The organism is Neobacillus drentensis, from assembly GCF_036965245.1.
Lineage (GTDB): Bacteria > Bacillota > Bacilli > Bacillales > Cytobacillaceae > Neobacillus > Neobacillus drentensis_G.
Map to the genome: position 1 here is coordinate 1 of NZ_JBALPG010000009.1, position 23,582 is coordinate 23,582.

Here is a 23,582-nt window from a genome sequence, read left to right on the forward strand (position 1 = left end):
TCCATCGGAAGCACAAGAACCGTCCCCACTGCTTACTTGTTGGGTTGACACTACAATAGGCGGTGATATAATTTGTTAAAAGAATGTAAGTATGCTTGAAAGGTAGGATTATTATATGAAACCACTGCAGCCTGAAAGTGTGATCCCACTTTATCATCAATTAATGGAAAGGCTTAAGGATTCTATTGAAAAGGGAAATTGGACACCTGGTGATAAAATCCCATCGGAAAATCAATTGATGGATCAGTTCAGTGTGAGCCGGAACACTGCTAAAAAGGCAATTGAGGAGCTAGTTCAGGATGGGATCCTTTACCGAATTCAAGGAAAAGGTACATTTGTGGCAAAACCAAAATTGCAGCAATCATTGATGGGGTTTTACAGCTTTAGCAAAGTATTAAAAGAAAAGGGAATGAACCCTAAAGATATCATTTTAAAAATTGAGGAAGCTAAACCAACTTCAAAAATCCGAGAAGCGTTGCAGCTTGGTGAAGATGAGAATGTCATTGAAATGAAACGCCTTCGTTGTGCCAACAATGAGCCTTATATTTTGGAATCGTCTTTTATTCCGAAAAACTTGATTTCGAATATGGAACAGCTAAAAAAGGTTGGGGAAATATCATTATATGATTTATTTACACAAGAATATAATATCGTGGTAACTAGAGCTAAAGAGGCGTTTGAACCAGTTCTGATCCGTTCTGAAGAAAGTGAATATTTACAAACGGAAGAAGGTCTTCCGGCACTGTTGCTTGAACGAACAGCCTATGATGTCAATGGTGTGCCAGTTGAATTTTGTCGATCCATTGTCCGAGGCGATCGCTGCCGCTTTTACACAGAACTAACGTAAACTTTTTCTAGAGTCATTCAAAATGATTAGACTCGAAATGTTCTACCATAAAACGAACCTAAGCGGTTCTTTTTTTTATCTAAGGTTTTTTCTCTAGCTGATAGACAAGTATTACTTTTGTAGGATATTTATACAATTGTTTTCTCTATTCGAAAGGGAATTATTACTTTTGTAGGATATTTATGTAACTGGGTTGACCCATCAACCCAATTCGTTATATATTGATTCTGTAAGAAAATTGCTTAAATTAAGACTAAAAGGTAGGAGGGGATGGAACTAATATTAAAATAAAAAGGGCAACGAAGCACTAAACTGGTAATGACAACATAACCACTCATCATTCATCAACGATCAATTTGCAATTGCAAATTCCACATCAACATAGATTTTACGTGATCTGCTAAATACCAAATTTCATTTTTCATATACAAATACTACAAAATAAAGCTCTATAAAGGTCTTACTTAAATACGCTTATATATTTAGATATATAAATATATAAAAAATATAGAAGGGGTGGTGGAGATAAAGTATCCATGAGTAGGATAAATTGCAAGTTTTAGAGTTTTTAAGGGGGCTGTCTTTCTTTTCTTCCAATTGGATTCACTAGGAATTGTATAAGCCAATCATCCATACGAAGAGGTAAAGACAATCGGAAATTCATTTTCAGAAAACCATTATTACATTCGGAGGTAGAATATGCTAAGACGTCAAGCTAGATTAAAAAAACTGGTAAGCTTGTGCTTATCAGCGGGTATGTTGCTTTCTATGCTTCCAACAGCATCTGCTGCTGTAACTGAAAAGGAGTACTCAATTAATAATGTTTCTACCAATCAAACCTATAAGACTATAGGAAAAGTAACTAAGATTACGAAAGAAAGTAATAACGTGTACTTTGACTTAGAAACAGGAGAAAAAATAAAAATTAACTTCCTAAAAAATAATGTTTTTCGACTCCATTTGGACCCAGAGGGTATTTTTGAAGAATATCCAACTCCTAACGAACCTGAGCATGTGACAAAAATTATCGACAAAAATGTTAGCGATTACAAAAAGGAATATGGAGAAATTGACATTAACGTCGATGAAAGTGATAACAATGTCTATAAAATATCTACTGATGCTTTAGAATTAAGAGTAGATAAAACTACTTCAAAGATGAGCCTGTACGATAAAAAAAGATCAAAGATTCTTTGGAGTGAAAGTGAACCGCTAAAACATTCAAACGGAGGTACAGTTCAAACCCTTGATACAAAAGAAAAGGAATATTTTTATGGTGGAGGTCAACAGAATGGGTTTTATGCCCATAAGAATAACTCCATAAAAATTGCAATCGGGGGAGGTTGGGATGCAGGAGCTGCATCAAGCCCAGTCCCTTTCTATTTAAGCACTGAAGGCTACGGAGTCATGCGAAATACCTTTAAGCCAGGAAATTATGATTTTACAAAAACGGCTGCCTTTACTCACAATGAAGACAGATTTGACGCTTATTATTTTGTAGATAATTCAATTCCAAAAATCATTAACGAATATACAGAATTAACGGGGAAACCGGCCCTAATGCCAAAATACGGTTTCTATTTAGGGCATGCTGACTGTTTTAATGGAACTCATAATGGTCATAAGGACCAACGAACACTCTTAACGAATGGAATAAATACTTTAAATCAATATGTAGATAACGATATGCCTTTAGGATGGTTTTTACCAAATGACGGTTATGGATGCGGGTATGGCGGACTGGGTAATTTGGAGCAATTTGTTGATAAAGCAAATGATCAAAAAGTAGAGGTAGGCTTATGGACACAAAGCAATCTCTATCCAGACCCAAGTTTACCTGTAGATAGCCCTTTACGCAGAGACCTTGACGGGGAAGTTAAAGCTGGTGTAAGAGCAATAAAGACTGATGTTGCATGGGTTGGGCAAGGATATTCCATGGCCTTAAATGCAACACGCCAAGCGGCAGAAGGGATTCAAAAAGAAGATAATTCAGGTGGTGCACGTCCATTTGTTATTTCACTAGATGGATGGGCTGGTACTCAGCGTTATGCTACATTATGGTCAGGCGACCAGTATGGTGGTAATTGGGAGTACATAAGAATGCATATTCCTACTTACATTGGCTCGGGGCTATCAGGAAATCCAAACGTTGGCTCAGATATGGATGGTATATTTGGCGGAGATCCAAAAGTACAGACACGTGATTTCCAATGGAAAGCATTCACTCCTATCCAAATCGATATGGACGGCTGGGCATCGGGTGGTACTGATTATAGTAAGTCTAAAAATCCTTGGAATTATGGTGAACCCTATGCATCGATTAATAGAATGTATTTAAAATTAAAGTCACAAATGATGCCTTATATCTACACGATTGCTGAGGAATCAACAGAAAAATCCATGCCAATGGTTAGAGGGATGATGTTAGAATATCCTAATGATCCTTATACGTACGGGACTGAAACACAATATCAATATATGTGGGGGCCAAATCTATTAGTGGCACCAATTTATGATGGAAACTCTAATACTGATGAAGTAAGGAACGATATTTATCTTCCAGATAAAGATCAGGTTTGGATCGATTATTTTACAGGTGAGCAATATCAGGGTGGTTCGGTTCTTCATAACTTTAGCGCTCCACTATGGAAGGCTCCCGTATTTGTTAAGGCTGGCGCAATTATTCCAATGGCACCAGAAAACAATTCTATTAATGAATTAAATGGTTCTGAAAATAGAATATTTGATGTATATCCATCGGGAAAATCAGAGTTTACTCTATATGAAGACGATGGTAAAACTGTTGAGTATAAGGAAAAGAAAAATACAAGAACGAAGGTCACTTCAAAGGTAATCAAGGAAAAAGCTGTTATAACCGTTAATACCGCAAAAGGAAAAGGCTATGAAGGTATGGTTAAAAACAGGGGCACAGAAGTGATTGTTAATACACGTGTAAGCCCAAGGGATATAACGGTAAAGGTTGGAAATAAAGATGTTCCATTAAGACAAGTTACGAATGAAGAGGAATATAAAAACTCAGAAAACGTGTACTTCTATAATGAACAGCCAAACATGAACAAATATTCTACAAAAGGCTCACCATTTGAACAGACTGACATTATTACATCACCAAAGCTATATATTAATGTTGGGAAAACAGATATCACGAAAAATAAAATAACTTTTACAGTAGATGGCTTCGATAATACTCAAAAGAAGGATGTAGTAGATAAAGAAGTACCAACGATTCCATCAGGGCTAATGGCTGATGACGCTAATATTACAGATCGAAATATTAAATTAAATTGGGATAAGGTCGATGGTTCGAATACAACATATGATTTAATGATTGATGGTATTGTTCATACAAATGTGTTTAAGTCAAGTGATAGTGAGCAAGCACCATTCTATCTTCATTCAGGATTAGTGTCTGATACAGAGTATTCTTATCGAATAAGAGCAACGAATACAAAAGGATCTTCAGGCTGGAGTGATGAGATCAAAATAAGAACGAAGCTTGACCGATACAGAAATGTCCCTAAGGATATGACGGCAACAGCAGATAGTGAACAGCCAGGGGAAGAAGCATCTCTAGCTGTCGATGGAAAGGATCAAACAATGTGGCATACTAAATGGGGAGAGGAGGGTAATAAACTGCCACATACCTTTGAGATTGATATGAAGTTAGCTTATGAATTAGATAAGCTTGAGTATATTCCAAGACCAAATGCAGGGAATGGTACGATATTAAAATATAATTTAGACGTAAGTCTAGATGGAAAAACTTATAAAAATGTCATCACTGATGGAACATTTGAGAGAAATGACGAAACGAAAGTCATTGATTTTCAGGAAAATATTACTGCAAGATATATTAAGTTGACCATTACAAACTCTGTAGGTGGCTTTGGAAGTGCAATGGAATTCAGGCCATACAAAAAGGATAAAACTGAAGGAACCGTTGTAGGTGAGAATATACCGAACGGAGTCATTGATGAAGATGACCTGCTCTTCTTTGCAAGCTATATGGGTGTTGATCAAACGGATACGGCGTGGGGGCAGGTATCAAAGGTTGATATTAATTTCAATGGTGTAATTGATGGCTACGATTTAATGTATGTAGCATCACAATTGGGTGAAAATCCACTTCATGCAACAGGCAGACCAGTTGCCGGATTATTGGATATTAGACCTAGTAAGCAGCAGTTAAAAGCAGGAGAGGAATTTTCAGTCGAAATAATAGGGGCAGGATTAAAGGATATCAATGCATTCAACTTAGAGCTAAAGCTGGATCCGAACAAATATGAAGTAGTAAAAGAGTGTAAACCTGATGGGACTTGTGGTGGAAATATTGTTTCGCCTGCTAATGAAACCGCCAATATGTTAAATTACTCCTCACTTGCGGGTATTGGAAAAGCTGAACAACGAATTATGGCTTCATTTTCTAACAAGGGAACACAAAATACATTAGAAGGTACGAAGACATTAGCTACGATTAAGTTAAAGGCTAAGAAAGACATTGATTTCGATATGCCGATAACAAGATCATTATTGATTAATACAGCTTTTGACACAATTGATAAAATAGGAGAGGTATTAAAGCCTGGCCAAGAACCACAACCACAAGAGCCAAAGGAACTGCAATTATCGAATAAAGATATGGCGGTTACTGGTGATGGAGCAAAGATGCAAGGCGGTGCAGCAGCTTTTGACAAGCTGATTGACGGTGAGATAAGTGAAAGTTCATTGGCGGAATTGAAATGGAGTCTCACTGAACAAGATGGAATTTCACTACCGTTAACCGTTGATTTTAACTTTAATAAGCCACAAGAATTGACTAAATTTATTGTTTATAATCGCCCGCAATATACAAACGGCAAAATAAAAAAACTACGTGCCAAAGCATATACTGAAGCTGGAATTGGATATGATTTAGGTGCAAAAGATGTTGCAGTTAACGATAAATCGGTTACATTCAATCTTGCGGAAGCTGCTATACCGTCTGGTACTAAATTTACAAAGATAACGATCATCTTTGAGGAATCACATAGTGGACCTCTTATGTTGTCTGTTGCAGAGGTTGAATTTTTTGCAAAGAATCCTGCTTATGTAGAAAATTAGAACTAAAAAACTAGCAGGCTATTAAGAAAGAAGAATACACAGAAGAAACAGAAAAAGGGAAGCAGACCAATGTGGTTATGCTTCCTTTTCATCCTAAACTTCAACTTTATACTTTTCTTTGGGCTTGAGATTAAGCATTACACCTTCATACCCCATATTGAAATACCATTCTCTCTCTAGTTCTAAGCGTCAATGAATACCATCATTTCCTCCAATGCATAAAATATTCCTAAAATATTTTGTTGAAAACCTTTACAAAGGGTTGCAAGGGAAGTATACTGGTAATGACCACACTACCACATGCAACTATGGAGGTGAGACATTGATTCGTATTGATAAGACTAGCAGAATTCCACTTTATCTGCAGTTAATGGATATTTTAGTTAATAAAATGGAAGATGAAATAGGAGAAAATGGGCAATTACCGTCTGAGAGGGAAATATGTCAACAGTACGATTTATCTCGGACAACCGTTCGTCAAGCGATAAACGAGCTCGAGAAAGACGGATATATCTATAAAGTGCATGGAAAAGGTACTTTTGTCTCACCGAAAAAAGTTAGTCAAGAACTGGTCAAATTTTATTCCTTTACAGAAGAGATGAAAAAGTTGGGTAAAGTTCCTATCTCAAAGGTTCTATCGTTTGATGTTCTTGAGGCCGATCGAAAGATTAGCAATAAGCTTTTAATTGCTGAGGGCAGTAAGGTATACTGTTTTTCGAGATTGCGGATTGCTGATGATATACCAATGATGCTTGAAACTTCTTTTGTACCCTATGATTTATTCCCGGGTATAACAAAGGAAGACCTGGAACATACAGCATTATACGAGATTTTCAGAAATCGTTTTCAAACAGAAATTACATTGGCAGAGGAGTTATTTATGCCAGTAATGACAGCTGAGAAAGAGGCAAAGCTGCTAAAGATGCATCCATCACTGCCTTCTTTACGTATTGAACGATTAACACATGGGGTAGACCGAGTGATTGAGTATACGAATACCATCGCGAGGGGCGATAAGTTTAAATACCATGTTCGCCTAGAAAATTAATCTAGGTGCACCTTAACTGGTAATGACGTGCCTACGTAATTATGTCGTGTTGGCCGTGTCTTGAACTTTTTGCTTTATGGTCAGCTTTTTAGATTATTCAATCTCATTAATTTGGGAATAGCTCCAGATAACCTATCACCATTTGGAAGGGTAAACCGGGTTGTTAAGGAGTTAAAATATATCCATTCCATCAATTATTTTACTAGGGGGTAATATCATGCCGAATATTTTGCTAACAAGAATCGACAACCGATTAGTTCATGGTCAAGTAGGGGTTACATGGGTTAATCATTTAGGTGCTAATTTAATTGTAGTCGCAAATGATGAAGTGTCTGAAGATGAGGTACAACAGGATTTAATGGAAATGGTTGTTCCTGGTTCAATCGGAATTCGCTTTTTCTCAATCCAGACTACCATTGATGTGATCCACAATGCAGCGGATGATCAGTATATCTTTTTAGTTGTGAAAACACCACAAGATGTATTGCGACTTGTCGAAGGCGGCGTGCCAATTGAAAAAGTAAATATTGGGAATATGCATTTTTCCCAAGGAAAAACGCAATTATTTTCTACCGTTTCCGTAGATGAAGATGATAAAAGAGCCCTTAGGAAGCTGCGTGACTTAGGAGTGAACCTCGAAGTACGCCGCGTTCCGGATGAAAGACCAGATGATATTTTAAAACACTTATAGAAAGAAGTGAGAATGAATGGATAATCATATGCTGCTTCAAGCCTTATTAGTTGCCATTTGGGCTGGAATTGCAGGAATAGACCTGTTTAACGGGTTGTTCCACATTCACCGGCCAATTGTAACCGGTGTCATTATTGGCTTAATTTTTGGGGATTTAAAAACAGGAGTTATGACAGGTGCTGCCATTGAGTTAGTGTGGGCAGGTATGGTGCCGCTCGCTGGGGCACAGCCGCCAAACGTTGTTATTGGGGGTATAATCGGAACGTCGTTTGCGATTCTGACAGGACAAGAGCCACAAGTGGCAATCGGTATTGCTGTTCCGTTTGCAGTTGCTGTTCAGGCGTGTATCACACTTATGTTTACTGCTTTTTCGCCGGTTATGCATAAAGCTGATCAATATGCACAAGAGGCGAATACAAAGGGAATTGAACGAATTAATTATTTAGGAATTCTTACATTATTTGTATTCTATTTTGTTATTGCTTTTTTACCAATTTATTTTGGAGCAGATGCTGCCAAAGGGGTCGTAGAGACTTTACCAAAATGGCTTATTAGCGGCCTTGGTGTTGCCGGTGGAATGATGGCCGCAATTGGTTTTGCGATGCTGTTAAAGATTATGTTGAAAAAACAATATGTTGCCTTTTTAATCGTCGGATTTATTTTAGTCACATATATGAACATGCCAGTCATTGCTGTTGCTTTAATTGGGATCGCCATCGCGCTTTACGATTACTTCAAAGCAACTACTGGTGATGGATCAGTAAGGGGGGTTCCAAAACGTGGAATCTAAACAAGCAGTAGAAACGACAATCAACCATACGAGCAGTCCGGATTATTATCAAGATGGTGCCACAAATCAGGTCATAACTAAAAAAGATTTAAATAAGATGGTGTGGCGATCTCTATTACTACAAGCGTCATTTAACTATGAAAGAATGCAGGCCGCAGGATGGTTATATTCGATCTTGCCAGGTTTGAAAAAGATTCACAAAAACAAGCACGATTTAAGTGAATCAATGAAAAGTCATATGGAATTTTTCAACACGCATCCATTCCTTGTAAACATTATTATGGGGATTGTCCTCGCAATGGAGGAAAAGAAACAAAACCGAAATACGATTAGAGCCATTCGAGTAGCCATGATGGGACCACTTGGCGGAATTGGTGATGCTCTTTTCTGGCTGACCCTCCTTCCTATTTGCGTTGGTATAGGTGCCTCGCTTGGGCAAGATGGAAACCCTATGGGGGCAGTGATATTCTTATTAATCTTTAACGTAGTTCATTTTGGGCTTAGATTTGGATTAATGCATTACGGTTATAATGTCGGAACAAATGCAATCAGTTCTCTAAAGGAAAATACTAAAAAAGTAGCACATGCTGCATCGATTGTAGGATTAACAGTTGTCGGCGCATTGATTGCCTCATTCGTAAAGCTAGAAACAAATTTAGTGATCCATGCTGGTCAGGCAAAAATTGCCCTGCAAAAGGATTTACTTGATAAAGTCATGCCAAATCTATTGCCTTTAGCCTATACCTTATTAATGTACTACCTATTAAAAAAGGGACTTTCTCCAGTTAAGCTAATTATCATTACCGTTATCGTCGGTATTATTGGTAAAATTCCATTTCCTTTTGGAACCATTTTATAATTTTTAGCATGTTAGGAGGCATTTTAAAATGAACGGTTTGATCATTAGCGGTCATGGATCGTTTGCAACGGGTCTTCAATCTTCTGTAAAACTAATCGCTGGAGATCAACCCAATGTGGAATACGTGGATTTTCTTGAAACCGATTCAACAGGCGACCTTGAGAAAAAGCTGCTTGAGGCTTTTGCAAGATTACAAGAATGTGAATCTATCTTAGTCTTATGTGATTTAGTTGGCGGTTCTCCGTTTAAGACGGCCGTTTCGCTTACGAATGGGAAGGAAAATTCTGCTGTGGTTGGCGGAACAAATCTTGCTATGGTCATCGAAACTGCTCTATTAAAGGATGGACTTCAGATTTATGGTTTAAGAGATTTAGCAATCAATACTGGTAAACAAGCTATTAAAGGTTTTCAAAAAACGGAGCGTCCAAAATCCCAAGGGGCGGGCATTTAATGAAAGTGATTAAGGGTAGAACAATTGGTGCCTGCCACGCCCCGTTAAGGAATCTGTTAGAACGGGGTTACAACTGAATATTGTAAGGGTGGCTAGGGTGTCGATCTTCTTCCCCTGAATATTAAAAACATTTAATGCGGAAGGATTCGGCCGCATTAAATGTTTTTCTATGTTGGGTTGACCCTACAAGTTAGGGTGATATAATAGAGTTGCTTACAACAATCAAACTATTATTCCCATAGTCTAGTTTCTATGAATTTTTCTTCAGGCCAACTTGTACCAACAACCCAATGTTAGAAAATATAAGGAAAATTGAACGACTTGAATGTTGTTGATACCGGATTACGGGCATTCGAACAGAATTAAAAATCAGACTTGTTTTTATTGATTTACCGATAGACTGGGAAAATTAGCTAATAAAGTGATTAAATTCGCTGATATACTAGCAAAAATCACTGATAGCTTGCATATATGTTGTGATTTTAAACTATATTATGATTTTTTAAGAGTTTAAACGTAGTTAAATCAACTATTTTAGGAGAACACCCAAAAAAATAAGAGGAGTGTTACATTTGTTTACAGTAAGTCAGGAAAAATTAATGTCGTTAGGGGCATCGATTACAACAGCGGAAATTAAACAACAGCCTGAATTATGGGGCGAAACACTTGTATTGTATAAGGAGAAGAGTCAGCAGGTTGAAGCGTTTTTGCAGAACTTGACAGAAAAGCATGAACGAGTACGGGTTATTTTTACAGGAGCTGGAACCTCCGCCTATGTTGGTGACACCGTTACCCCCTACTTAAAGGAAAAAGTCGATGAAAAACAGTGGGACTTGATGAGTGTTCCAACAACAGCAATCGTGTCAAACCCTTACCAATTTTTAAAAGCAGACATCCCGACATTATTAATTTCATTTGCTAGAAGCGGGAACAGTCCGGAAAGCGTTACGACAGTTGAATTAGCGGAACAAGTGGTAACGGATCTCTACCAGATTACGATCACCTGCTCTAAGAATGGGAAGTTGGCACAACGGGCACAAGGGGATGAGAGCAATCTCTTATTATTGATGCCTGAAAGGTCCAATGACCAAGGTTTTGCGATGACGGGAAGCTACACATGTATGGCTTTAACCGCACTGCTCATTTTTGATTCGCTGCCAATTGAAGAAAAATTGAATATTGTCGAAACGATTCAACGAATGGGTGAAAGTGTCATTAGCAGAGCAGCTGATATTGAAAAAATGATTACTACCGACTTTGAACGGATCATTTATCTTGGTTCAGGAGGCTTTGAGGGCTTGGCGAGAGAAGCGCAATTAAAAATATTGGAGTTAACTGCCGGAAAAATTGCCACTTCTTTTGACTCATCACTCGGATTCCGCCACGGTCCTAAATCATTTGTGAATGAAAAAGCTGTCGTATTTGTGTTTGTTTCCAACCAACCGTATACACGCCGTTACGATCTTGATATGTTAAATGAATTGAGACAGGATAACATCGCCAGCTATATTTGTGCCATTGCAGTCGATGGAGACACGAATTATGCCGGTGATACATTTTTATTTGACAGCGATGCACGCGCAGTGCCGGATGCCTACCTGTCGCTGCCGTACGTCATGGTCGGACAAACGCTCGCTCTACTCGCTTCGATTAAAGTGGGGAATACACCGGATACTCCTTCACCAAGCGGAACGGTCAATCGTGTTGTAAAAGGTGTAACGATCCACGAATACAAGTAATTCAGTGGGAAAGGGATGTTCATTTCTCTTTTCTAAACAGAGGTGCAGATTATGGAACTATTTGTTTACGCAGACAAGTTTTTTCTTGAGGATGGGGTTTCAGGTCCTGGTTATCTGGAAATAAAAGACGGGAAATTTGGTACCTTTTTTGAGACATTGCCAAATGAAACGGCTGAGGTAATCGATTATGCCGGACAATGGATTGCTCCTGGTTTAGTCGATACGCACATTCATGGCTTTAAAAATCATGATGTCATGGACAATGATTTAGAAGGATTGATGGCAATTTCCGAGGGGCTGCTTTCATGTGGCGTGACGTCGTTTTTACCCACTACGTTAACCTCTTCGGCCGAATGGTTAAACGATGTGGTGGCGATGATTGGAGAAAATTATTCGAAGGTGAAGGGTGCCAAAATAAAAGGAATCTTTTTAGAAGGGCCATTTTTTACAGAAAAACACAAAGGGGCCCAAAACACGAATTATTTTTCTGACCCTTCGGTCGAAATGCTGAAAACATGGCAAAAGAAATCGGGTCATTTTATTAAAAAAATTGCGCTTGCTCCGGAAAGAAAAGGGGCAGCGGAATTTATTGAGCATGCTGTGAACGATCAGGTTACGGTAGCGCTGGCCCATAGTGACGCGACGTATGATGAGGCAAAACAAGCGGTTGAAAAGGGAGCTTCGATTTTTGTTCATACGTTCAATGGTATGAGCGGGCTGCACCATCGTGAGCCTGGAATGGTGGGCGCAGCTATGAATCTGCCAAATGTGTTTGCCGAGATTATTTGTGACGGACATCACGTTCATCCTGCTGCCGCAAATATTTTAATGAATGCCCGCGGCAGGAAGGAAACTGTGATGGTGACCGATTGCATGATGGCAGGCGGCATGCCGGAAGGTCGCTATCAGCTCGGAGAATTCCCTGTCGAAGTGAAGAATGGAGCGGCTCGTTTGGAAAGCGGAAGTTTAGCGGGCAGTATTTTGCAATTAAAAGATGCTGTCAAAAATGCCGTCGCTTGGGGGATCGCGACCCCGGAGGAAGCCATCTATATGGCAAGTACAGCACCTGCGAACAGTATTGGTATGGATAGGGAATGCGGAAAGATTGCGATTAGCCATGATGCGGATTTTATCGTACTGACGCCGGAGCTCGAATTAACGGCGACATATCTTGATGGTGTTTGCCGGTACCAAGCTGAAAACTTGATTGGGAAAGAGGGAGTGCGATGATTTTAACTGTCACGATGAATCCATCCATGGATATTTCCTATCCGATTCAAGAATTCAAATTGGATGATGTAAATCGTGTAAATAATGTTTATAAAACCGCCGGTGGAAAAGGCTTAAATGTGGCCCGCGTTGTCAAGCAGATGGGCGAAGATGTCCTGGCGACAGGTGTACTCGGCGGAACTATTGGCGACTACATTGTTCAGGAATTGACGAAAAGCGATATCGGAAATAATTTTTTTAAAATCAATCAAGAATCAAGAAACTGTATCGCCATTCTCCATGATGGTAAGCAGACGGAAATTTTAGAATCCGGACCGACACTTTCAACGGAAGACGGGACAGCTTTTTTGGAAAAATATCGTGAATTACTGACTGGTGTTTCACTTGTAACGATTTCAGGTAGTTTACCAAAAGGGCTTGAGCCTGGGTTTTATCGGGGGATGGTCGAAATGGGCCGAGAGATGGGAATTCCTGTGATTGTTGATACATCAGGGGAGCCGCTCCGACAGGTTTTGTTACAGCCGGTAAAACCATTTGTAATTAAGCCGAATATCACGGAGCTATCTCAGCTGCTAGGTGTAAAAGTGGAACAAAGCATAGGTAGTTTGAAACAAGTATTAACCAATGAATGGTTTCATGGAATTGAATGGGTTGTCGTTTCGATGGGCGGGGATGGTGCCTTTGTTAAGCATGGTAAGGATTATTATCGGGTTACCATTCCTTCGATTGACGTGGTGAACCCTGTCGGCTCCGGTGATGCCACCGTTGCCGGATTAGCAGTTGCTTTAAAACGAAAGCAGTCAGTTCCAGACGTTCTGAAAACAGCCATGACGACAGGTATGCTTAATACGATGGAAACAGGAACAGGTTATATTGATTCTGCTAAGTTCGGCCAATTTTTTGAGTTAGTAGAGGTTACGAAAATAGATTAATTGAAACCAAATTTTTCAAACTAGATAAGGTTACGAAAATAGATTAATAGAGGTGAATGTCGATGTTAGAATTAACGAAAAATAAAGTAGCGGCACTTAAGCGTTTATCAGATGAAAATGGGATTATCGGGGCTTTGGCGATTGATCAGCGCGGTTCATTAAAGAAAATGATTGCAGCAGGAAGTTCAAGTTCTGTCGGAGATGAGGGAATCATCCGCTTTAAAGAATTGGTTTCAGAAGAGTTAACACCATATGCGACATCAATCCTATTGGATCCGGAATATGGTTTGCCGGCTGCAAAAGCCCGCCATTCGGAAGCTGGATTATTGGTGGCATATGAAAAAACAGGCTATGATGCAACCGCTGTTGGCCGTCTGCCTGATTTATTGCCGGAATGGTCTGTTAGACGATTGAAGGAAGCTGGAGCAGATGCGGTTAAATTTTTACTGTACTATGATGTGGATGAAGATGAAAAAATTAATGACTATAAGCATGTATATATGGAACGGGTCGGCTCTGAGTGTGCAGCAGAAGACATTCCGTTTTTCTTAGAGATTGTGTCATATGATGCCAAAAATGATGATGTGAAGAGTTTAGAGTACGCCAAAGTGAAACCGCATAAGGTTATTGAGGCAATGAGAGAATTCTCCAAACCAGAGTACAAGGTGGACGTTTTGAAGGTAGAAGTTCCTGTGGATATGAAATTTGTAGAGGGATACGCGGAAGGCGAAACAGCCTATAGCAAGGAAGAAGCGGCTGCGTACTTCAAAGAGCAAAGTGAAGCATCAGATCTGCCATTTATCTTCTTAAGCGCCGGCGTTAGTGCAGAATTATTCCAGGAAACATTGAAGTTTGCTAAAGAATCCGGCTCCACCTTTAACGGTGTTCTCTGCGGCCGGGCAACATGGAAAAATGGTGTTGCTCCATTTGCCGAAAATGGGGAACAAGCCGGACGTGCATGGTTACAAGATACCGGCAAAAAAAATATCGAAGAACTAAATATTGTCTTGAAAGAGACAGCAAGCTCGTGGTTTGAAAAAATCTCAGAGTAAGGAAGCAAGGTAAGGAAGTGTGGGGGAGGTTCTCGCGCTTCCTTATTTTTTTGCTTTACTTTTCTTCGTGTTCTAGGCATTTCGGTATTGTGAAGGAGATAGATTGGTCATTGTGTAAAGAATGACTGGGAAGAAAAGCAGGTAATGGTTGGGATATCTGAAATTGGGTAGTTGGTAGTTTCAAGCAAAATTATGCTTTCATGGATATTAAGTATTCTATTGGTAAAATACCGACGGATTTCTCGAAGGATTGGGCAAGATATCTAAAAAACAAAACAAGATGTTTATTGTGATAACGCTTTTTCATTTGTATACTTTTCCCGTAAATAGTAAAGAAAGAGGATGAAAAGATAAAAGATAGTTTTGTTGGCAGGAATGTCGGCCTTGTTATCTATTAGTTTAATAGCTTGTTAAGGTGAAAAAACCTCGTGGACGGTGGCTTATGAGGCTTCTAAACGACCAAAACGCAAACAAAACTACCAGAAGGGTCGCTTAAAGGACTTCTAAACGCCCGAATTGCTGAAAATCATCGAGGCCGGTTTATAAGGCTTCTAAAACGACTGAATTACTGAAAAGACCTCGTGTACGGTCGCTTATAGGACTTCTAAACGCCCGGATTGCTGAAAAATCATCGAGGGCAGTCGTTTAAAGGGCTTCTAAACGCCTAAAGCGCAAGAAAAACAACCAGACCGGTCGCTTATAAGGCTTCTAAACGATCAAAACGCAATAAAGCCTACCAGACCCGGTCGCTTAAAGGGCATCTTAACGACCATAAAGCAAAGATAAGGAAGCGGAACGTTTCTTCATTACAGTTTTTTTTAAAAGGAAAATGATTCTGTGATTCAAATACAAATTTTGAGGTGTGGACAATGAAAAGGGCAATTGGTATTGATATTGGCGGGACGAAGATTGCAGCGGGAATCATCTCGGATACGGGCGAACTGCTTGAACGTACGGAAGTAAAAAGTGATCCTTCAGACCGGGAAAATATGTTTGAGAGAGTTGTAGAAGCGGTGGAACAGGTTCTCGGAAAATCCTCGGTTTCAATCGGTGACATTGAGGGCATTGGTGCTGGAGTACCAGGAAAAGTGGATCGTGAGAAGGGAGTCGCTGTTTTTCAAAACAATTTGCCATGGAAACAGTTTCCCGTTACGGCCCGTTTACAGGAACGATTTGGCATCGAGCGGATCACGATTGACAATGATGTTTATATGGCGGCTTTTGCAGAATGGAAAGCGGCACAGGTAAAAAGGGCAGAGACCTTTGTCTACGTGACAATCAGTACAGGAATCTCCTGTTCGATCATTCATAATGGTTCATTTTTCAGGGGAGCTGGATTTGCTGGGGAGCTTGGTCTGATCCCCGTCCTTTCGAAGGGAGTCAATGAACGGTTAGAAAAAATTGCTGCCGGACCGGGTATCCAGAAATTAGCCGAAAAGGAATTGAAGGTAGATACCATTTCAACCAAGGAAGTCTTTGAGGGTTATCTAAATGGGAAACAGGAATATCAGCCAATTATTGACGATGTGACCGACCATTTAGCTCAAGGCCTTTATGCGATTTCTAGCTTATTGGATCCGCACAAAATGGTTTTCGGCGGCAGTGTCATCGTAAATAATCCTTTTTTGCTTGAGTTGATCAAAGAAAAGCTAAAATCACATCAGCTTCCTGAACAACAACATCTTTTAGGCCAGATGAGTATCAGTACATTGGCGCAGAAAAATGGGGTTGTTGGTGCAGGATTACGGGTTTTTGAAGGTATGTTATGAGGAATCACTGGCTTTCGTTTGTAAAGGGAATGTTGGGAAGTAGGAAGAGGAGCGTTAGATATGTTTACTTTTAGTCAAGAAAAATTAGTGTCTTTAGGTGCATCGATTACAACAGCAGAAATTAAGCAACAACCAGATTTATGGGATGAAACCTATTCATTGTATACGAAGAAACGAGTAGAGATTCAAGCGTTTTTGCAAAAACTGGCTGAACAACATGAACGAATCCGTGTCATTTTTACAGGTGCTGGAACCTCTGCCTATGTCGGTGATACGGTCACTCCTTATTTAAAAGGAAAAGTGGATGAAAAAAAGTGGGAATTGCTAAGTGTTCCAACAACCACTTTGGTGTCTAATCCCTATGAATTTTTTAAAGCAGATTTCCCAACTTTGTTGGTTTCATTTGCTCGAAGCGGCAACAGCCCCGAAAGTGTGGCTGCCGTAGAAGTAGCTGAACAACTAGTAAAGAACTTCTATCAGCTAACGATTACCTGTGCAATTGATGGTGAGTTAGCGAAAAGGGCAAAAGGAGATGAAAACAATCTTTTGTTGTTAATGCCCGATAGAGCCAATGATCAAGGATTTGCCATGACAGGAAGTTATTCGTGTATGACGCTAATGGCATTACTCGTTTTTGATCCGCTGTTAGTAGAAGAAAAATGGGCGATTGTCCAAACGATTCGCCAAATGGGTGAAAGTGTCATTCTTCGTGAAGAGGATATCCAAACTATCATCGATTACGATTTTGAACGGATCACTTATCTTGGCTCAGGAAGCTTAGAAGGTTTGGCGAGAGAAGCACAGTTAAAAGTATTAGAGTTAACCGCAGGCAAAATTGTCACTGCATTTGATTCATCCCTCGGTTTTAGGCACGGTCCAAAATCATTTGTACATGAAAAATCGTTGGTGTTTGTGTTTGTTTCAAACCAATCATATACACGTCAATATGATTTGGATATATTAAAAGAATTGCAGCAAGATAGAATTGCAAACGGCATATGTGCGATCTCAGTGGACGGAGAAACGAACTACGATGGTACCACCTTCTTATTCGACAGTGATGCCCATGCTGTACCGGATGCCTATCTGGCACTACCGTATGTCATGATTGGCCAAACGGTCTCACTGTTAGCTTCCGTAAAAGTTGGTAATACACCGGATACCCCTTCACCGACAGGAACAGTTAACCGTGTGGTAAAAGGCGTCACCATCTATGAATATAAGTAAATTGACATAAAGGATTAGAAAATATTTTGGGCCTCAGGATGAGGTCCTTTTTTTGTGTAATGACGTAGGTTAGGTCCTTTTTACCGATTTTACTAAAATAGGGAATTCGTACCGATTGCATTCTTTCTATGGGCGAAATAATTATTGTAAGCTTAATAGAAAGGAGAAGAATCAGGTAGAATTTTGTAACTAAGTAGACGAAGGGTTTTATTCCAATCTAGATAAATATTGGGTTGACCCATCAACCCGTTTGGTTTATATTTAAATTATTAATATTACATATTTTTACCGATTGGTTATTCCTAAAAGGGGAAATATGCACCAAAAGAAAAGCCGCTTTTGTTACCTCTCTGTTCCATCTTATAAAAAGTCACTTCGATTAAGTTTCAACATCATGCCAACTTCGTTAATATGTGCTCTAGATAAAAATGAATATGGAACTACAACAGTTTGCCATCTAAAAGACCATTGATGCGTATGTAGAGACAGCTCCGGGTGTCTAAGTGGATAATTCAGTAAAGACATATCTAAGGGAGAATGCTGCTTTAAATAAGGACACGTGGACCTTTAGACAAGTGAGACGTAGTATTGACAGAAATATTTTGAACTAGGAAAAGTAAAAAAACTATTTTTAGAAAATATTGAAATAAAAAATATTCCCAATAATGAGGAGAGATGAAAATAGAATATTTGGGGAGGTGAGTCCTTTTGATTTCTAGATAAAGGTGTAGGTCGTTGTCGGCAGCTCTAGAATTGAAATCCATGCAATTGAACAAGGAGGAATTTAGGTGTTTTAGTAGATAAGTCAGAATTAGAAGCAAAAATTGCGGAAGCAGAGGTAATCAATCCGGATGAATATACGGATGAAAGTGTAATAGCATTGAAAGAAAAGATCTCAGCTGCCCAAGCTGTTGTAACAAATGTAAACGCTTTATAAGGGTGCTACATCTATGTTTAACTGGATTTTTCTCGGCCTGCTTTTTTCTAGTTTGGGGTTAGTTGTGGCATATCTTTCTAATAAAAGAAAGAGAATAACGGAATAAAATTTTTCTCGTACCTTCAGGTTCAGGTGTATTACCACAAAGAAAGTTTAAGAGATTAATAGTAAGTGTAAGTAGGTATTAAGGGATGCTCAGGAAAATCCTATTAAAACCGTGGTGTCAGGATTGACCCATCAACCCTAACACCAAACCTTTATTTAGTTCAACCTTACTTTTGACTGGAGGAGAATATATGAAAAAGGTGCTATCCATGTTCTTAACTATGGCACTTATGGTTAACATTATGCTCCCAACCGTAATTAACTCAAATTCAACAAAAGTTTCTGCGGCTGGGTCAAGCTTTGTAAACATAGCGAAGGACAAAGTGGAAATTGGGAATAATTCTATCAAAAGAGTTATTGATGTATCCGATTCTAAGTTGAAAACAAAAGTAGTCTCTAACAATAGAATTGGAAAGGACTTAGTTCCCAAAGAAGGTTCGGAGGATTTCGCTATCAATTTGGTCTCAGAGAGTCAAACACCTGAAGAGCCCGCAAAAGATATAAATGCGGGAATTTCTGATGCACAGAAACCTAAAATTCAGATTGATAGACAGAATTGGACAGCAACTGTTTACGATTCTGCTGGAAAATCTATAGACGGAACAAAAATGCTTGATGGCAATGACAGCACTTTTGTGGACTTTTGGGATGGAAATAAGGCATGGCCTTATGAAGTAGTTATTGACTTAAAGGAAGAAAAAACTATAGGATCTTTTGGTTATCAAAAAAGACCAGGATACCAGGACCAAAAATATGGGATCAATGGAACAATAGGAAAATATGAAATTAAGGTTAGCAGCGACGGAGAAAATTGGACAGATGCAGGCATTGGAGAATTTTCATCCAAAGACTATAACTTACATAAAGTAGATAATCTCTACAATATTGGAGATATGGTCTATGGAAATTTAATAGAGGCCAAAACAGCAAGATATGTTAAGATTGTTCAATTAAGTGGTGCATTATCTGATGATACTTCATTTACTGGAGCTGAAATATACTTATTTGAGGATACATTAAAAAGCAATCCACAGGATGACATTGAAAAAAGAGCAATTAAAGCAAGTGATTTAACAATTAAACAAGTAAAGGAAGAAGAATACAAAACCGGGAAACGGGTTCAATTTGTGTTTGAGGATTATAAAAAATATAACTCCGTATGGACCATTAAGTACAATGTATTTGTGGAGAATGATGCTCCATATTTAAGAAGTAATATGGAAATATTATCGTCAAATAAAGATGTTGCTATCGACTATATCGATGTGGATAATTTCGTATTGCCTGATCAGGTTGAAGGACTTTTCCATCACCCGCCGCTAAAGGATATTTCCTCCATGTGGATTGGTAAAAATGAACTGGTTTTGGGACAGCCAATTTTTGCAAATGGTATGTTCTTTGGATCGGAATTTCCTGCATCTGACACTGATGTAGTAAATAACACGATGCAAGTGAGGTATTACTCAGGCAAAGATTTCAATAAGCTGGCAGAAGATAAACAGCTCAATTCGGATGGAAGTTTTACTACTTGGAACAGCGTTATGGGTGCAGCCGCCGGTACGGATAAAGACGTCGTTCAAACGGATTTATTTGCCTATATTGATGATATCGCTACAAAGACAGAATTCAGAAAGCAGTACAATTCCTGGTATGACAACATGATGGATATTACGGATGAGAGTATTGCTAATTCGTTCTATGGAACGGAAAAAGAGCTGAGCAAAAATGGAGTAGAGCCTTTGGATTCCTATGTTGTGGATGATGGCTGGAATGCCTATGAAACTGTTAACTCCGCTGGACAGGAAACGAAAGCGCCATATGATAACAAAACAGGATTCTGGGAATTCAACAACAAATTCCCTAATGAATTATATCCGGCCAGTGATATGGCAAAGAATTTTGGTTCAACGTTTGGACTGTGGCTTGGCCCTCAAGGCGGCTACAATTACTTTGGCGGGTTTGCCGAATTTCTTGAAAAGAATGGCACAGGCCATGTGACCAATGATTATTGGAAAAGCGTAGACGTGGGCTCCAAGACATATGTAAACAATCTTACAAAGCTCTTCCTTGATTATCAAAACAGATTTGATATTGAATATTGGAAGCTGGATGGATTTGCAGTGAGACCTTCAACCGACCAAGACAATGGTCACATGGTTGGCGGAGACCGCAATATGTATTATACATCAGACCTTTGGGAAACATGGGTTGATACATTTGAAGCTATGAGACAGGAAAGGGAAGATAAAGGCAGAGGTCTATTTTTAAACCTTACCTGCTATGTAAACCCAAGTCCGTGGCTGCTGCAGTGGGCAAATACGATTTGGATTCAAGACTCTGGGGACAATGGATTTTTGAGTACCTACGGCGGTACTCAGGCAGAACAAATGATGTCATACAGAGACAACGTTTACTTTAACATTTTCAAGAAAAATGATCTGCAGTTCCCATTGAAAAATGTATATAATCATGATCCGATTTACGGGGTTTCCGCAGGGATTGAATTTACAGATGATGATTTTAGAAATTATCTGATGATCAATGCGACAAGAGGAACGGCATTCTGGGAATTGTATTTTTCACCGAGTATGATGAATGATGCCAAGTGGAGAATTACTGCTGATGTATTGGAGTGGGCTGAGAGCAATTCGAAGACTCTTGAAAAAGCAAAACTATTTGGGAAGCGGCCAGATCAAGGTGGAGTTTATGGCTATTCAGCTTGGAACAATGGCGAAGGAATTGTTTCATTTCGAAATGCCGGCAATAAAGAACAAAGCTATACGCTAACATTAGATAACACAGTAGGCGTTCCAACTGACTTAAAAAATGCAAAAATGGTCCAGATATTACCAAGAGTTGATGAATCAAAAGTGAAGGATATGAGCTATGGGGATACGTTGACGGTGACATTAGCCCCTCATGAGTCAAGAATTTACCAGTTTACTAGCAAGGAGAAGGCGCCTGCAAAGGTGATTTCTGTGAAAAACACAGAAGAGAATACTGTAAAAGTAAAATTTGATCAGAGAATTCAAAATCCAAACATTACAGTAAATGGGGAGCCGGCAGATGCTACTATTTTAGAGGATTATAGAACAGTTGAGCTTACCACTTCTAAAAAGATTGCAAAGAAAAACAAAGTAGAAATCAACGTTGAAAACATCTGGGGCACTCCTACTATCACAAAAAAGGAATTCCTTGGATATACAAATGGATATGCGGCAAAGCTGTTTAAGAATACTGATGTTGATGGAGAAAAATTAAAGGCTGTGCATTTTAAGGAGCCAAATATTGACTTGTACAGTATAGAAAATAAAGAATATAAATTTACTAACCAAATACCATTAGTTGGAACAGAAGACTTTTCCATTTCATTTAAGTTTAGATCTACAGGTAATAACCAGTTAATTTTAAACCAGGAAGGTGCACATTCCATCTCGATTGACGAAAATGGATATCTCAACTTTACTGTTGGAGACGATGTTGTCAATTCAAAGAAGACTGTAACGACTGTTGCTGAAAAGGCAACTGGAACTTTTGGAACAAAGAAATACAAACCAACCACTACTATTGAAAAGGTTAAAGGGAAAGTTAACGATGGAAACCTGCACGATGTGAAGGCCGTTAGAGAAGCAAATGGGATGATTAAGCTCTATTTAGATGGAGAACTCATGTCATCAAAATACGTAAAAGATATATTTGCATTGCCAAAAGGAAAAATCACGATCGGTAGTAAAAAAACGAATCTGCAGGTTGCAGACGTAGAAATTAAAAATGAAGCAGTAGCATATGACGAGGCAGAAAAATCCTATGAAGATCTGAATTTAAGACCAGGATATAAGGAATTAGACAGAACAGGATATAAGGCATATGCAGATTCAGAAGAAAAACAAGCAGGGGTAAATGAAGGACCAGCAGAGAATGTATTAGACGGAAAGAGTTCTACATGGTGGCACACGCAATATAATGGAGCAATGCCTACAGCACCTCATTGGTTAACAATTGAAATGCCGGAGGTTGAACCTGTTGGAGCTTTTGAGTATGTAAGCAGAAACGGGAACGGCAACGTGAAAAAGTACGAATTACAAGTGTCTAATACGAATGAGGATGACAGCTGGAAAACAGTGAAATCTGGAGAAATGGAGAATGGCGGAACCACTTTGATTGAGTTCGATGAAGCGGTTGAAGCCAAGTTTTACAGGCTGTTCATCACTGAAACTTATGGTAATCCAGCTAATACATTTGCATCAGCTGCTGAAATAAAATTGTATAAGAAAATGGAAGGAGTTTCTGATTTTTCCAAATTAGCGGTTGCTTACGAAGAAATTAGTCTTTTTGATGATAAGCTCTATTCAAAGAAAAGTTTGGAAAGCTCAGGGTTTAATGCTTTAAAGGAAAAAATAGTAAATGTGTATAATAATCCAAATTCATCACAACTTGAAATAGATGAAGTTGTTTCTGATTTCACTCAAAACTTTGAGGATATTTTATCGAGGTTAAAAGCAAAGAGTCAATAAAAAACCTTAGAAGCTGTAATTGCAAAAGCTGTGGCGATAAAGCTTGGTGCTGAAAAAGCAGTTGCTGCCACTACAAATGCTACACAAACTGAGGTAGACAAGACACTGCAGAAATTGCAGAAAGCCATTAATGGTTTACAAAAAAAAGCACAATCAGGCGATAAGGTTAATGCCACGGAGATATAAGCGTTAATTAAAAAAGCAAAAACTATTTTAAAAGAAACAGCTATATCTTGCTAATAAAAGAAAGAGAATAATTTAATGATGTGA

15 protein-coding genes and 1 pseudogene are annotated in these 23,582 nt (G+C 38.9%); 15 read left to right on the forward strand and 1 reads right to left on the reverse strand.

Annotation, left to right across the window (positions count from 1 at the left end; translation table 11 throughout):
• The first annotated feature begins 115 nt into the window (after positions 1-115).
• The 11 genes from V7150_RS02285 to lacD all read left to right on the forward strand — a co-directional run bounded on the left by V7150_RS02285 (position 116) and on the right by lacD (position 14,760).
• A complete protein-coding gene (locus V7150_RS02285; protein ID WP_335513229.1) occupies positions 116-847 on the forward strand; it encodes a GntR family transcriptional regulator in 732 nt (243 codons plus the stop codon).
• A gap of 699 nt (positions 848-1,546) precedes the next feature.
• On the forward strand, positions 1,547-5,968 hold the full coding sequence (locus V7150_RS02290) for a discoidin domain-containing protein (protein WP_335513231.1): 4,422 nt from the start codon (positions 1,547-1,549) through the stop codon (positions 5,966-5,968).
• 322 nt (positions 5,969-6,290) lie between these two features.
• The gene (locus V7150_RS02295) at positions 6,291-7,016 is read left to right on the forward strand and encodes a GntR family transcriptional regulator (RefSeq protein ID WP_335513232.1); all 726 of its coding nucleotides are present in this window, start codon (positions 6,291-6,293) and stop codon (positions 7,014-7,016) included.
• A 217-nt stretch (positions 7,017-7,233) separates the two neighbouring features.
• The gene (gene agaV, locus V7150_RS02300) at positions 7,234-7,707 is read left to right on the forward strand and encodes a PTS N-acetylgalactosamine transporter subunit IIB (RefSeq protein WP_335513234.1); all 474 of its coding nucleotides are present in this window, start codon (positions 7,234-7,236) and stop codon (positions 7,705-7,707) included.
• A gap of 16 nt (positions 7,708-7,723) precedes the next feature.
• Positions 7,724-8,497: a PTS N-acetylgalactosamine transporter subunit IIC gene (gene agaW, locus V7150_RS02305; protein WP_335513236.1), complete on the forward strand. Its 774-nt coding sequence runs from the start codon at positions 7,724-7,726 to the stop codon at positions 8,495-8,497.
• On the forward strand, positions 8,487-9,356 hold the full coding sequence (locus tag V7150_RS02310; RefSeq protein ID WP_335513238.1) for a PTS system mannose/fructose/sorbose family transporter subunit IID: 870 nt from the start codon (positions 8,487-8,489) through the stop codon (positions 9,354-9,356). Before agaW ends, V7150_RS02310 begins: the two co-directional genes overlap by 11 nt.
• A gap of 28 nt (positions 9,357-9,384) precedes the next feature.
• Complete coding sequence (agaF, locus tag V7150_RS02315) at positions 9,385-9,807, forward strand: PTS galactosamine/N-acetylgalactosamine transporter subunit IIA (protein ID WP_335513240.1); 423 nt, start codon at positions 9,385-9,387, stop codon at positions 9,805-9,807.
• Positions 9,808-10,379: 572 nt separating this feature from the next.
• On the forward strand, positions 10,380-11,546 hold the full coding sequence (locus tag V7150_RS02320; RefSeq protein WP_335513242.1) for an SIS domain-containing protein: 1,167 nt from the start codon (positions 10,380-10,382) through the stop codon (positions 11,544-11,546).
• Between the two features lie 51 nt (positions 11,547-11,597).
• Positions 11,598-12,776, forward strand: a complete 1,179-nt coding sequence (gene nagA, locus V7150_RS02325) for an N-acetylglucosamine-6-phosphate deacetylase (RefSeq protein WP_335513244.1) — start codon at positions 11,598-11,600, stop codon at positions 12,774-12,776.
• Positions 12,773-13,708 carry a tagatose-6-phosphate kinase gene (lacC, locus tag V7150_RS02330; protein ID WP_335513246.1) on the forward strand — a complete coding sequence of 312 codons (936 nt, stop codon included), beginning with the start codon at positions 12,773-12,775 and terminating at the stop codon, positions 13,706-13,708. The genes nagA and lacC overlap by 4 nt, the downstream gene beginning before the upstream one ends.
• 62 nt (positions 13,709-13,770) lie before the next feature.
• The gene (gene lacD, locus V7150_RS02335; RefSeq protein WP_335513248.1) at positions 13,771-14,760 is read left to right on the forward strand and encodes a tagatose-bisphosphate aldolase; all 990 of its coding nucleotides are present in this window, start codon (positions 13,771-13,773) and stop codon (positions 14,758-14,760) included.
• A 72-nt stretch (positions 14,761-14,832) separates the two neighbouring features.
• Here the strand turns inward: lacD and V7150_RS02340 are convergent.
• Positions 14,833-15,022, reverse strand: a pseudogene (locus V7150_RS02340) (helix-turn-helix domain-containing protein); the annotation flags it as partial.
• Between the two features lie 607 nt (positions 15,023-15,629).
• Here V7150_RS02340 and V7150_RS02345 point away from each other — a divergent pair.
• The 4 genes from V7150_RS02345 (at position 15,630) to V7150_RS02360 (ending at position 23,498) form a co-directional block, all read left to right on the forward strand.
• Positions 15,630-16,529 (forward strand): ROK family protein, encoded by a 900-nt coding sequence (locus V7150_RS02345; RefSeq protein ID WP_335513250.1) that lies wholly within the window; start codon positions 15,630-15,632, stop codon positions 16,527-16,529.
• 60 nt (positions 16,530-16,589) lie between these two features.
• The gene (gene agaS / locus V7150_RS02350; RefSeq protein WP_335513251.1) at positions 16,590-17,756 is read left to right on the forward strand and encodes a tagatose-6-phosphate ketose isomerase; all 1,167 of its coding nucleotides are present in this window, start codon (positions 16,590-16,592) and stop codon (positions 17,754-17,756) included.
• Between the two features lie 1,233 nt (positions 17,757-18,989).
• The gene (locus tag V7150_RS02355) at positions 18,990-23,312 is read left to right on the forward strand and encodes a discoidin domain-containing protein (protein ID WP_335513252.1); all 4,323 of its coding nucleotides are present in this window, start codon (positions 18,990-18,992) and stop codon (positions 23,310-23,312) included.
• 30 nt (positions 23,313-23,342) lie between these two features.
• Positions 23,343-23,498: a hypothetical protein gene (locus V7150_RS02360; protein WP_335513255.1), complete on the forward strand. Its 156-nt coding sequence runs from the start codon at positions 23,343-23,345 to the stop codon at positions 23,496-23,498.
• Positions 23,499-23,582: the final 84 nt, after the last annotated feature.

Coding starts and splice junctions, on each gene's coding strand:
- V7150_RS02285 (WP_335513229.1), top strand. CDS start 116: ATGAAACCACTGCAGCCTGAAAGTGTGATCCCACTTTATCATCAATTA.
- V7150_RS02290 (WP_335513231.1), top strand. CDS start 1,547: ATGCTAAGACGTCAAGCTAGATTAAAAAAACTGGTAAGCTTGTGCTTA.
- agaV (WP_335513234.1), top strand. CDS start 7,234: ATGCCGAATATTTTGCTAACAAGAATCGACAACCGATTAGTTCATGGT.
- agaW (WP_335513236.1), top strand. CDS start 7,724: ATGGATAATCATATGCTGCTTCAAGCCTTATTAGTTGCCATTTGGGCT.
- agaF (WP_335513240.1), top strand. CDS start 9,385: ATGAACGGTTTGATCATTAGCGGTCATGGATCGTTTGCAACGGGTCTT.
- nagA (WP_335513244.1), top strand. CDS start 11,598: ATGGAACTATTTGTTTACGCAGACAAGTTTTTTCTTGAGGATGGGGTT.
- lacC (WP_335513246.1), top strand. CDS start 12,773: ATGATTTTAACTGTCACGATGAATCCATCCATGGATATTTCCTATCCG.
- lacD (WP_335513248.1), top strand. CDS start 13,771: ATGTTAGAATTAACGAAAAATAAAGTAGCGGCACTTAAGCGTTTATCA.
- V7150_RS02345 (WP_335513250.1), top strand. CDS start 15,630: ATGAAAAGGGCAATTGGTATTGATATTGGCGGGACGAAGATTGCAGCG.
- agaS (WP_335513251.1), top strand. CDS start 16,590: ATGTTTACTTTTAGTCAAGAAAAATTAGTGTCTTTAGGTGCATCGATT.
- V7150_RS02355 (WP_335513252.1), top strand. CDS start 18,990: ATGAAAAAGGTGCTATCCATGTTCTTAACTATGGCACTTATGGTTAAC.